Raw genomic sequence first — 11,794 nt, forward strand, 5'->3', positions numbered from 1 at the left:
GCAACGATGAAACCGCGCCGCCTCTTGATCTACATCCTCTGCCTCGTCATCAGCGCGATGTTCGCCGATGGGGCCGCAGCGGAGCGTCGGGTCGCGCTTGTGGTCGGAATCTCCTCCTATACGAACGCACCGCCGCTGCCCAACACCGGCAACGACTCCAAAGCGATCGCAGCGCTGTTCAAGTCTATCGGTTTCGACGTCGTCATTGCACGCAACGATCTCGGTGTCGTCGACTTCAAGCGTACTGTGCGCGAGTTCCTCATTACTGCAGAGAATGCCGATGTGGCAGTGGTCTATTACGCCGGCCACGGCATCGAGATCGGCGGCGTGAATTATCTGATACCGATGGATGCCAAGCTGAGCCACGACTACGACGTCGACGACGAGGCTATCGCGCTCGATCGCATCATCTGGGCGCTGCAACCGGTACGCCGCCTGCGTTTGATACTGCTCGACGCATGCCGCGACAACCCGTTTGCGGCCAAGTTGCGGTCCGCAAGCCGCTCGCCGACAAGAGGCGGTCTCGCAAAGCTTGATGAAATCAGCGCCGACACCCTGGTGGCTTTCGCGGCGAAGGCAGGCTCGATATCCTATGACGGCGACGGCGTGAACAGCCCCTATGCAACTGCGCTGCTCCGGCACCTTGCCGCGCCCGGTGTCGACATTCGGATCGCGCTTGGCCGCGTGCGCGATGAGGTCATCACCATGACCGGTGGACGGCAGGAGCCGTTCATCTATGGTTCGCTCGGCGGCGCCACTATCGCCCTGGTGCCGCAGTTTGTTACAACAAATGCACCGCCGGTACCGCCGCCCGCTCCGCCGGTCAATCCAGCGCCGCCAAGCGCGCCGCCGGCGGTAAAGGCGGAACTTCCCAGGCAGCCGCCTCCCGCGCAGCCGCCCTCCGAAATTACGGACCCCTGTGTCCGCGACGAAGCGAGGCTGGCACGTCTGCGCGCCACCCCTGTGCCGAACGAGATCATCAACTTCCAACGCGAGGTCGTTTGCACGCGGCTGCGTCCACAGATACAGCGTCTATTTGAGAGTATTGTTAGCACTGGCGCTCTGCCTTCTGATGGAAATGCGGCGCCCCAAGCGGCTGCGAAGCAGCAGGTACGGAATGAGGATGTCCGCTCCGAAGATACCTGCACCCGCGACATGGCGCGGTTGCAGCGCCTGCGCGCTGAACCTACACTTCAGGCGATCACCAATTTCGAGAGGGAATTGAGTTGCGAACGGCTCCGGTCGCAGCTCCGCCGATTGCGCGAGAGCGTCGCTCCTTGATCTCGCCTGGACACTTCACTGTGTGTCGGGACATTTCACGATTGAAGCTCGACACAACAATAGCCATCCGACCGTGACCGGATCGGAACGCTCGCCAGACGCGCTCTAACGAGTGAGCCGAGTGGTTCCACGCGAAGGCACCTGCCAATCCTCAAGTACCGGACAGCATCCGCTCGAGTGCGTCGCTTTGAGATCAGCTGCGTTCGAAGACTTTGGCACCAGGGTAAATTCGCCGGGCGTACGTAACGACCCGCTCCCGGTCCTGAGTCTCAAGGAAAGGTGTTCGGAGCTGGCATGACCCGACGACGAGGTGCCACAGGCCATTAAGTCTTTGAATCACGACGTTCATAGTGTGTTCCCTCGAAGAGCCGCAAACAACTGATAGACGCGACAATCCTACAAGTCGTGGGTCAGGGCCGTGATCATGGTCACATGTTGCAAAAAGCCGCGTGCTTGTTCGCTGCCTTGAGGCGCGATAGCTAAGTCCCAGCGAAAGCCGCTCAGCCGTTGATCGCTGGCGAGCGTTCGAATCCGCTAAAAGATGTACGCGTCGATTTGTGCAGCATAAGCGCTGAGAGTGCCGGCCAAGAGCACCGACCTCATCGCCGTCCTGGTCCTACAAGTCACGAGCCAATTCACTCCTCGAAGTTCCAGTGACGCGCATCACGGTCATTGACCTTGGGATCGGCTATCCCGGGCGTGAGTTGGAAAGCACGCTGCTGAGCCAACCGTCACCATCCATTGAACCTCGGAGGTTAAATGACTCGGATTAGGATTTCCCATAGCTGGCGAACCATTCGCGGCGCCCGTATCCGTATCGTCCACCGGCGTAAGGTTGCGCTTGAGTCGGTTGCAAGCATTCTCCGATCTGCATATCAGGGGATGGCTACGTTCGGCGACGAAAGGCCCACCACAGAGGTGAAGGTGTCGCCGGCATCGTGACGCCATCCTGCTAGCGGGGGCGACGGCAGTTAGGCCGCCTCGGTAGGGCGGCCTCTTTTGTTTCCGTTTGCCGCAGCATTCGGCGGTGGCAGCCGTGAGCAATGCTTCTTTCGATGAGACCGGCGCCCCTTCCCATTCGACGGGCCTTGTTCGCGAGGACGATTGCTCGCCCATATCTGTCTCCAGTGCTGCCCTAACCAGCCCCTTTCGTTGTTGCCTTCGTCGCGACGATCCCCGCAGGACACGAGGGAAGACCAGTTGAACTTCGTCGATTCTATTTCAACAGATCAGGAGACCGCTCGCGATCGTCAGGTAAACTTGCCACAAGACGCCAACAGCCTCGAGCCTGCGGCTCCGATGTCCAGTGTTCTCCACCGGGTCAGCGGGCTATGACCAGTGATAGACCCCACGCGGGCGGCTGCGCGTCTTTGCTGATTGGCACCCTCCGCATCGGTCGCCTCCGCCACGGGCCTTCCACGGCGTCATAGGCTTTGCGTGTACAGAAATCTTGGGAACAGAATGTTCAAACACAGGAGGCCGGAATGAGTTTTCCTTTAGTGGGCTGGGATATTATCGGATGGGATAGCCTCACGCCACAGGGCATTCGGCTAGGCATCGCGACCATCCTTGCGCTGCTAGCGGTGGGCCGCCCCGGACCGTCGATCTTTGAGCTTTTTGCTGGCCTAATCTGCATCCTGGGTGCCGGCCTCATGGTGGCACAGGCGGTCTCGCTTGGTTGACTCGCAGGTCTGCTCGGGACACCCACCGGAATGACGTCACGAATCTTATCAGCGAGCGTTGGTGGTTGCGCCTCCACGATCAAGAACATGGGAGCGTTGTCATGGAGAACCAAATTCCTGGTGACAATTTGGGGTTGCTTGTATTGCCGCACTCTAAACGCGCTACAAGTATCTGCCGTGAATGTCGATGGTCGAACGCACACCGATATGGCAATAATTTGCGGCTAACCACTCCTCAGCGCAGGTACGGCCCACGTCGCGCAGATAGGTGAGAAACTCCCAGTCTGCATTAAACTTGGAGGCGACGCCCAGGTCTTTCATGAACGATTCCGCCTCTATGGCATGAATCAGCATCGTCTTTATCTCGTCGCGCAGCGCGCCTCTGCTGACGAGCTTGTTGGCGAAGGCAATTGCTCGCATCTCGCGCATCAGCGACGAATTGAAGCTAATTTCGTTCAATCGATTTAGTATGTCGCTCGCCGTGCGAGGAATTTCCCCACGCACAATTGGATTGATGTGAATAACAATGACGTCTGTGGATTGGCAACCATAGATCAACGGGAAGATTGCTGGGTTGCCCATGTAGCCGCCATCCCAATAGGCTTCGCCATCGATTTCAATAGCCTGAAAGAGCTGCGGAAGGCACCCGGAAGCGAGAACGGCCGAGACGGTGAGTTCATGGTTCTCAAAGATCTTCACCTTTCCAGTGCGGACGTTTGTCGCACAAAGGAACAGCTTGACGACATTCTCCCTGCGCAGCCGGTCGAAATCGATGGTCTTCTCGAGCACGTCACGCAACGGGTTGTAGTTCAACGGGTTAAACTGATAAGGTGACATCAGTCGTGTCATCATGTCGAAGAACATGAAGGCCGGCGATCCCTCGATCGAACGATTTTGCGACAGACGATCGAAAATGGACGGCTGCAGCGGTCCCCAGGCCGCAGCTTCGCTGATGCGGCGCCAATACTCGGCGAGAGAGAGTTTTGCGCCTTCGCGGCCGCCTATCGTCAGACCGTACGCCATGACCGTGCCGTTCATGGCGCCAGCGCTGGTAGCGCAGATCCCCTCAAACGACATCCGCTCATCTTCAAGCAGGCGATCCAAAACGCCCCAGGTGAAGGCGCCATGCGCACCGCCACCCTGTAAAGCGAGGTTGACCGTCTTGCTTGCCATACCCATCGGCGCTTACCGACCACGTCGTGCGCCACCGCCGCGGCGCCTAGCAGCGTAATGAACTCGCGGCAGTTTCACTGTGCGGTCCCTCCACTTCTTGCGAGTGAGGATATCACACGGCGATACGGCAGGAGACGGCCCGGCGCGAGATTTCGGGCCGGGCTATGACCGCTGTGGGTCTTGGTCGTGTAAAAACGGCCTTACAAGGCCATCGGTCTGAAGGCCCAAACTCAGCCGACGTCAGGCCAGAATCGCGGCGATCACCGGCCTGATCCCAAGACTGGCTCGTCGGCACTTTCAAGGGACATCAGGAATGGAGAGAGATCGATCATAAGACGCAGCGCCTCAACGAGCAGGGCTTGGCACTCTTTGCCGATCGTGAGCTGAAAGACGGGACGCGCGCGGACTCGAAGCAGATACCGCAATTTAGCAAAGGCTTTGTCGATGCAATCTACGCCAAGCTGTTGGTGGTGGAAGACAAGGATGAAGACGGCAACATCGTCAAGCGCGAACGCCGCCGGTTTGCGAACGCGGCGATGACCGCTTGCAGGCGCGCTTGGTTTGTTGGCCAGCGTGCGCAGGAAAAGCTTGTGCCGGCTATCAATCCATTCTCCCGGATGGGCCTGAAGGCGCCCAACCAGCCTGCGCGGTAGACGCCACGGCCACGTGGGACGAACCGGTCGCGTTTCGCGTCGCCGCAAAGAAACTCGGATATAGTTCAGTGGCTACAGCCGCACTGGTCGCCGGGGAATGGTTGCAAAGAGAAGAGCACGTCTTCGGCGCCTTTGAGATTGCGCACTATCGGCCCAAGGAGCGGCCGAATGGCGTAAAGATCGTACATGCAAAAAACGGCGAAGAGGCTTGGTGGCCGCTATTCGATGAAACGGGCGAGCCACTCTCCCCTGAACTGATGGCGGAGCTCGATGAGGTTAAGAGGACGATGGTCTCGGGCCGGTTTTCCGGCGAGATTGCACACCGCAGGGCATCCACTCCCCTGCCCTGGATCACCGAACGTAAGGATCTGCGCTACCTGCGAAGTGTCGTTAAGGACATCATTGTCGAAGCCGGCATCCGAATTGAACTCTCATTCACGTCTTTCCGTCACGGGGGCTTCACGGACGTTCTGCGCGCTCGGCGCGGGCGAGACATCCGGTTTGGCTGTCTGGGCAAATGCGGCCGAAGCCGACATGGCCAGGGCGAACACGAGAGCGCTCGCGATGGACCCCATTTGAATCTCCACTACTGCAGCCGAACTTGCGTTTGCGCCGTGTGTTCCTAACTGCCGCGGTCAGTGTACCCGTCGCATCGATCGATACGAAGGCCGCTACGTCCTGGTCCGCACAGGTTCGAACAATCATCAAATCATGCTGCGCGGCATATACCGCGACTTTTGGCATGACCTTCCCGAACCTCTCCGTTTCTAGTGGCTTGCCTCCCCTCACGTTCGCCTTCTATCTGCCATGGGCGCAAAGAAGCGAGAGGCCGCAGGACCGCGCCGATCCGCACGCGCGCGAGCGGCCCTCGACATCGCACGTCGGGATCCGCCGCCGGGCATCTCCCCTGCCGAGACCGTAGCCGAGATCCGCGATGTCGTCGGGCCGCCCGCAGACGCGTAAGCCACGCAAAAGCGCTCTCCCAGGTATCCCGGCCCGTATGCCGCAATCGCGTGTGTCCCTCTTGACCCCTGAAATTTACCATCCATATACCATCCAATTGGATGGCGATAGGAAGGTGATGCGATGCCGAGCAACGTTTACGAAATGCGACCAAAGCCTCCCGATACGGAAAAAATCACGATCAACCTTGGTTTTATCGATCTCGGTCAGGTCGATTTGATGGTGCAGGAAGGCTTCTACTCGAACCGCACGGATTTCATCCGCACCGCGATCCGCAACCAGCTCGAACGCCATGCCGACGTGGTCAAGCAGTCCACGGCGCGAAAGAGCCTGGACCTCGGCTTGCGAAACTACAGCCGCGAGGATCTCGAGGCGGCGCGGAGGGCGGGCGAGATGCTGCACATCAATGTTCTGGGTCTCGCCACCATCGCGCAGGACGTCACGCCCGAGCTTGCCCGCGCGACGATTGCATCGGTCTCTGTGCTGGGCGCCCTGCATGCCAGTCCGGCGGTCAAGTCCGCACTTGCCGACAGGACGAGGTAAGGTCATGTTGAACCACGACATCATTCGCGAAGCCACACGCCTCACACGCTCGGGCCAACTCGTCGAGGCCACCGCGCTGCTTCAGCGCATGCTTCGGGGCGAGAAAGAGCGGGGCACTACCGCACCGACGACCGGCCACCCCGCCCCTGCTGCAGGAATAGAACCGCCGACCATCGAGGCCAAGGCGAACGCCGCCGAGACGAGGCGTCCGCGTCCGGCGGCCCAGCCGGCAGTGGATATCGCCAAAAACCTTCACGGGCTCGGACTGGGAGGAGCCCTGAGGCGTGCGCCGCCTTCCATGGCGGACATCGTGCCGGACGGCGCCAGGTTCCTCGAAGGCGTCTACGCAAATGCTGCGGGAAGCCGCGCCTACCGGCTCTTCATCCCGAGCGGCTATCATGGCCAGGCCATTCCGCTGGTGATCATGCTCCACGGCTGCACGCAGTCGCCGGAGGATTTCGCCGCCGGCACGCGGATGAACTTCATCGCCGAAGAACAGACCTGCTTCGTCGCCTATCCCGCGCAGCGGGCGGAAGCGAACCAGGCGAAATGCTGGAATTGGTTTCGTCCAGCCGACCAGCAACGCGGCGCAGGCGAGCCCTCGCTCATCGCCGGCATCACCCGCCAGATCATGTGCGACCATTCGGTCGATCCGGAACGCGTCTACGTCGCCGGACTGTCCGCCGGGGCCGCGGCCGCGGCCGTCATGGGATCGACCTACGGCGATTTGTACGCGGCGATCGGCATTCATTCCGGATTGGCCTGCGGAGCAGCCAGCGACCTTCCCTCGGCGCTGATGGCCATGAAGCAAGGCGGCGGACCTGAGGCAATGCCGAGCGGCGGCCCGCCCGTGCCGACAATCGTCTTTCACGGCGATCGCGACACCACGGTGCATTCCAAGAATGGCGCTCGGATCGTCCGACAGTCGCTCGGCGGATTCCGCACGAAGGCCAAAGTGCATCGCGGTCGGGTACCTGGAGGGCATGCCTACACTCGCACGATCCACACCGACGCCGGCGGGCGCGGAATCCTCGAACACTGGGAAATCCACGGAGCCGGACACGCATGGTCGGGAGGTAGCCCCGCCGGATCCTACACCGATCCGGACGGACCGGACGCGACGAGGGAGATGCTGCGTTTTTTTCTTGAACACTCGCTGCAGCAGCGACGAAACTAGCACTACTTTGGCAGATTCTGTTTTCGCCGCTGTTTTTCACGGATTTGCCTTCGGCAATATGGGCAATGCTGAGACGGCGGCCGAAGGATGAGATCAACGATGGCGTGACGTACGGCTGGCATGGTTGGCTGAGGCGGAGGCCCGTAGATTCTTTTTCCGCCCCGCGTATGCGAGGCGACGATGTTGCAGGAAGGCGTAGGCAATCATTGTCATCAGGGCGTGGCGATGAAGACCTTGCCATGATCGCCCTTCGAAGTGATCAAGTCCAAGTTCCTCCTTCAACTGCTGATGCGCCTGCTCACAAATCCACCGTGCCTTGATGGTGGCGGCCAGCGTGCGCAGATCCGTCGCCGCCGGAAGATTGGCCAGATAGTATTTCTTCTCCCCGGACGCACGTTGCTCGCCAATGAGCCAGGCTTCGTCGCCTGGGAGATGCTGCTGACCTTTATCCCATATCCGCTGCGGAGGGCCGTCGGCGGTCCGGACACGGACCGCAGCAAATTGGGCTTTAAGCCGACCTTTCGTCCCGCTACGCCAACTCACGGTTTTCCATTTGGCGCCGGCCAGCATTTGCTCGGCCGCAATTGATAAGATATCGGGCACGTGGTGCTTTCGTGGTTTCCCGCGGGCTTTGGTAATCGGCCAAATGAAACACATCGACCGGATACACTTTCAGGTGCCGCGGGATTCCGACAGCCCAGACCAGCCCGCGCTCTGTTAGCCCTTGTCGAAACGGTGCGCTGAGGCCGTATCCTGCATCCGCCAGCACATATCCAAAGCGCACGTTGGCTGCTATCGCGCGGTCAATCTCGGCCAAAGCAATCTCCGGCTTGGACCGTGGCGTTCGATGTTCGACTGGCACGCGAGCGCGCTTCAAACGAGATCGTCGCTTGTCCAACTGTCAGGCAGAAAGAGACGTAACGCGACCATCACGGGTACTTCGCCGCGCGCAAGCGTCAAAGACACCAGTGTTTGGCAATTTGCCGTTTTACCGAGAGCCGAGGCGTATTGAGCCGCAACACCGACCGAGCGCTCACCCTTCTTGGGAAGTGAGGTGTCATCAATAACCAGCACCGCATCCCTGCCGCCGACAAGTCGGTCCGCCTGGTTGAGCAACTCTGTCTCCAGCGGCGTCGCGTCCCAGACACCGTCCGCAATGAAATGGTGCAACTGGTCGTAGGTGCTGGTGGCAAGGCGTTCCGCCATCGGCTGAACGCTCTTACGATCGCCGGGACCGATCAATCCCGCAACATACAGAGGACACATCCGCTGCCGGGTCTTATGACCCAGTCGGTCCAAGAACGGCATCAGCCAGCGTTCGAGTTCGTCTTCCTATCCCGGCATGGTCAGCCCTCCAAGAGCCGACCACCCATGAATCATTGAAAAATTGATTCGGGAATCCTATAAAACGCGCCAAAATCAACAATCTGCCAAAGTAGTGCTAGGCCGCGTAGTCATAATTCCGGCACGAGCTGTTTCACCTCCGAGGGCTGCGGACCGGTAAGGGTCTTGGCTGTGTGAAAACGCCAACACGGTCAATCGCGATAGGTTATTCGTCTAAGACTGCTTTAGTCGCTCAACGCGCAAGCAGATTAAACTTCGAGGTGGTGCGGGGAAATATCATTCTTCGCCGGAGACGTATCGCGGTCGGGCCTCGCGCAGACCTGCGTGAAGTCGCAACGTGCTGGCGCAGTGTCGGGCGCGGGCGGGTTGTTCGATTACTCTGAGGATCCAAGTGAGTTCAGACGGGATGAGCCGGAGGATAGGCCGGCTAGACAAGCCCTCCTAATATTTCGTCATTGAATTGATGGCCTCGGCAATGGCAGCGGGTTCTGCGTGCGTGACCATATGTCCGGCATTCGGAATTAGGTGAAGATCGGACCGAGGCAGCGCTTGATGTAAATCTCGAGCTTGTTTCTGTTCGATCACCTGGTCCTCTGCTCCATGGAATATTTTTACGCGGGGACCCATAGTCGAATAGTGAGCTTGGAACTGTGTTGCAGTTGGAATGAGGAGTGCGCTTTCCTGCGCAGCCGCCCTCAATTGTGTGGGCCTGAGAACGAGAGACGCTGGAAATTCATTCTTAAATGTCGACGGGACGGATCGGGGCGCGAAAATCTTGCGGAGGGCTCCGGGCAACATGGCCCACGAGATGATCGGCGCGACGGTGTAGCTGACCAAGTCGCCCAAGACCGGTATGGCCGGACCTGACATCAACCACACATCCAATCGGAAGGTCGGGAAGTAGTAGCCGGACGCAAGTACAAGACCGCGGATCGGATAATCCTTCCGCATGCCGAGAGCGATAGCGACCAAGGCGCCCCAAGAATGGCCCAGCACCACGGGATCGCGGATCCCGAGTTGCTCGAGCCCCTTCACCAGCAGAGCTGCTTGAGCAGCTGCGCTCCATACTCGGAGCCGCGGCCGCTGACTGTAGCCAAAGCCCGGGCGGTCGAAGCATACCACGCGATTGCTGCGGGCAAGAAGATCGACCAGCCCACCGATTATGAAGTCCTGGATCATGGATCCATTGCCATGAAGCAGCAAGACGCAAGGAGCCGCGGGATCGCCCCGATCGATATAGTGGAGTACCACGCCGTCGCACTCGAGAAACTTGCCGATAGGCGGATTCCTTCGCTCGGCCAGCTTGGAGAAGCCGATGTTGCCGATGACGAGAAGCGCCAACAACAGGGTCGCGATGAGCAGTACGGTTTCAGCGGTGGTCATGACTGAGCCTTGCGCTAGGACCAACAACATCTGGCCCGGAGCGCGAGCAGACGAGCCAGATCAAGCAATAATTGGAAGTTGAAGTGCTCGTTCCTGCGCGCAATCGCGGAGGATTGATTAAAAGATCGCTCGGCCCGGAACGGTCCAGAATTGCTCACGTTTGCTCGCCAAGGATCGCATGTGACGCAGCGCAAAGCGATCCGCCTCACGAACAAGAACGATGGAGCAACGAAATGACCAATCCACGCCCAGAGGAAAAACCCACCCAAAGCCCTGAGGACACAATCCGCCGCGCCGGCGAGAGGACCGCGGAGCAGACCAGACGGATCGGCTTGGCCACCGCCGAGGCTGGGGAGGAGGTGGCGCAAGCCAGCGGCCATCTCTTGCGGCAAAATACCGAGATGTTGCAAAACGCCTGGCGCTTCGGACTCGACATGGCGGCGGCCATGATGGGCCGCTCGACTGATCAGCTGGGTCGCACGTTCGGTTTGAGCGGCAATGAGGCGCAGCAGGCAGCGGAACGCTCGGTCCGCAATGCCGAAGCAATCATGTATTCTACGACCGCAGTCGCGAAAGGAATGAACGGTGCGTCGCGCGAGTACTTCGATTTCATGCGACAGCAGATCGAGAGGAACATGGATCGCATGAATGAACTCTGGAGTTGCCGCACTCCTCACGATTTGGCCGCTGTGCAAACCGATCTGATGCGTGACACGATCAAGAGTGCGTTGGATACCCACCGCCGGATGGCCGACTTGTCTCTGAAGGTGGCGGACGATGCCGGAAATCATATAACTCAGAGCATCGAACGCATGCGGCAGGCTGCCTAAGGGCGGCTGGTACAATCATGCCACCGGCGCGGCGGACCCTCAGCCTCGCCTGTGCCTGTCCTGGCTCGCGAAAATTCCGGCTTCGCTTCCACAATAATCCACAGTCAGCTCAAGACACTGCTCGAGCATCGATAGGCGAAGAGCCACTTCTTTTTGTTCAAGTTGACCCCCGAGCAGCTGCGGATCGCGCTCGCAGGACAGCAGAACGGTGAGCCCCAGAGGCGGATCGCCGCTGCGTTCAACGTGAGTGCGTCCATGATCTCGGAAGCGCAGCGCGCTCGAGCGGTCGATCAGCGCAAGCGCGCATTAGCGGAATGGCTGGATGCGCAGACCGCTCGCGACAGCAATGGCGACGAGACAGCATGGCACGTGAAGCCTTGCCCCACCCTAATGTTCGTCAACGGCGCCGGCGAACTCGACCAAAAGCATGACCAGGACCTACGCGATACCTGCGTCATGCTTCTCGATCGGGCTGGCTGCGACTTGCTGACGATCTGCGACATCACAGGGCATTCATACCGAAGCGCGCAGACCATCGTGAAGCACTATCGCGCCCGCAATGCGGCTCTCGCCGATTCCGGCATCGACAGGCTTGAATTGCAGGTGCGGACGGAAGGCATGAAGAGCTGAACGCAGACCGATAGGTCTCATTTGGCTGCGCGTTTCAGCGGTGGATGGCCTTCGGCCCTAATTATCCGACTCGTCGCACGGCGTGCGACGTACGACCATTAAAAGCGTCGCACGAGACCCGGCTTGTTCTGTCGC

At 59.7% G+C, this 11,794-nt stretch carries 10 protein-coding genes and 1 pseudogene; 7 read left to right on the forward strand and 4 right to left on the reverse strand.

The features are described from left to right. Positions 1–6: 6 nt before the first annotated feature. Complete coding sequence (locus tag P6U28_RS25455) at positions 7–1,281, forward strand: caspase family protein (protein ID WP_129146113.1); 1,275 nt, start codon at positions 7–9, stop codon at positions 1,279–1,281. A 1,484-nt stretch (positions 1,282–2,765) separates the two neighbouring features. Then, complete coding sequence (locus P6U28_RS25460) at positions 2,766–2,963, forward strand: hypothetical protein (protein ID WP_129146114.1); 198 nt, start codon at positions 2,766–2,768, stop codon at positions 2,961–2,963. Between the two features lie 162 nt (positions 2,964–3,125). Here P6U28_RS25460 and P6U28_RS25465 read toward each other — a convergent pair whose 3' ends face one another. Continuing rightward, the gene (locus tag P6U28_RS25465; RefSeq protein WP_129146115.1) at positions 3,126–4,142 is read right to left on the reverse strand and encodes a patatin-like phospholipase family protein; all 1,017 of its coding nucleotides are present in this window, start codon (positions 4,140–4,142) and stop codon (positions 3,126–3,128) included. Positions 4,143–4,495: 353 nt separating this feature from the next. Between P6U28_RS25465 and P6U28_RS25470 the strand changes: the two genes are divergently transcribed. Continuing rightward, positions 4,496–4,789, forward strand: a complete 294-nt coding sequence (locus tag P6U28_RS25470; protein WP_129146116.1) for a hypothetical protein — start codon at positions 4,496–4,498, stop codon at positions 4,787–4,789. Between the two features lie 431 nt (positions 4,790–5,220). Here P6U28_RS25470 and P6U28_RS25475 read toward each other — a convergent pair whose 3' ends face one another. Continuing rightward, positions 5,221–5,364, reverse strand: coding sequence for a hypothetical protein (locus P6U28_RS25475; RefSeq protein ID WP_164937247.1), 144 nt, complete (start codon positions 5,362–5,364; stop codon positions 5,221–5,223). 511 nt (positions 5,365–5,875) lie between these two features. Between P6U28_RS25475 and P6U28_RS25480 the strand changes: the two genes are divergently transcribed. Together P6U28_RS25480 and P6U28_RS25485 are read left to right on the forward strand one after the other, a co-directional pair. After that, a complete protein-coding gene (locus P6U28_RS25480) occupies positions 5,876–6,295 on the forward strand; it encodes a CopG family transcriptional regulator (RefSeq protein ID WP_129146117.1) in 420 nt (139 codons plus the stop codon). Between the two features lie 4 nt (positions 6,296–6,299). Continuing rightward, entirely contained in the window at positions 6,300–7,472 is a 1,173-nt protein-coding gene (locus P6U28_RS25485; protein ID WP_129146118.1) for a PHB depolymerase family esterase, read from the forward strand. A 93-nt stretch (positions 7,473–7,565) separates the two neighbouring features. On the opposite strand, the pseudogene P6U28_RS25490 reads toward P6U28_RS25485, so the two are convergent. After that, a pseudogene (locus P6U28_RS25490) lies at positions 7,566–8,780 on the reverse strand (IS701 family transposase). Positions 8,781–9,257: 477 nt separating this feature from the next. Beyond that, a complete protein-coding gene (locus tag P6U28_RS25495) occupies positions 9,258–10,199 on the reverse strand; it encodes an alpha/beta fold hydrolase (RefSeq protein WP_129146443.1) in 942 nt (313 codons plus the stop codon). A gap of 233 nt (positions 10,200–10,432) precedes the next feature. On the opposite strand from P6U28_RS25495, the gene P6U28_RS25500 reads away from it, so the two are divergent. Next, positions 10,433–11,029: a phasin family protein gene (locus tag P6U28_RS25500; protein ID WP_129146444.1), complete on the forward strand. Its 597-nt coding sequence runs from the start codon at positions 10,433–10,435 to the stop codon at positions 11,027–11,029. A gap of 255 nt (positions 11,030–11,284) precedes the next feature. Next, positions 11,285–11,659, forward strand: a complete 375-nt coding sequence (locus P6U28_RS25505; RefSeq protein ID WP_129146445.1) for a hypothetical protein — start codon at positions 11,285–11,287, stop codon at positions 11,657–11,659. The last annotated feature ends 135 nt before the right edge of the window (positions 11,660–11,794 follow it).

Source organism: Bradyrhizobium sp. STM 3561 (genome assembly GCF_045571455.1).
Lineage (GTDB): Bacteria > Pseudomonadota > Alphaproteobacteria > Rhizobiales > Xanthobacteraceae > Bradyrhizobium > Bradyrhizobium vignae.

Excerpts from the sequence above, each read along its gene's own strand:
- P6U28_RS25455 (WP_129146113.1), top strand. The coding sequence starts at position 7 with ATGAAACCGCGCCGCCTCTTGATCTACATCCTCTGCCTCGTCATCAGC.
- P6U28_RS25460 (WP_129146114.1), top strand. The coding sequence starts at position 2,766 with ATGAGTTTTCCTTTAGTGGGCTGGGATATTATCGGATGGGATAGCCTC.
- P6U28_RS25465 (WP_129146115.1), bottom strand. The coding sequence starts at position 4,142 with ATGGGTATGGCAAGCAAGACGGTCAACCTCGCTTTACAGGGTGGCGGT.
- P6U28_RS25475 (WP_164937247.1), bottom strand. The coding sequence starts at position 5,364 with ATGGGGTCCATCGCGAGCGCTCTCGTGTTCGCCCTGGCCATGTCGGCT.
- P6U28_RS25480 (WP_129146117.1), top strand. The coding sequence starts at position 5,876 with ATGCCGAGCAACGTTTACGAAATGCGACCAAAGCCTCCCGATACGGAA.
- P6U28_RS25485 (WP_129146118.1), top strand. The coding sequence starts at position 6,300 with ATGTTGAACCACGACATCATTCGCGAAGCCACACGCCTCACACGCTCG.
- P6U28_RS25495 (WP_129146443.1), bottom strand. The coding sequence starts at position 10,199 with ATGACCACCGCTGAAACCGTACTGCTCATCGCGACCCTGTTGTTGGCG.
- P6U28_RS25500 (WP_129146444.1), top strand. The coding sequence starts at position 10,433 with ATGACCAATCCACGCCCAGAGGAAAAACCCACCCAAAGCCCTGAGGAC.
- P6U28_RS25505 (WP_129146445.1), top strand. The coding sequence starts at position 11,285 with ATGATCTCGGAAGCGCAGCGCGCTCGAGCGGTCGATCAGCGCAAGCGC.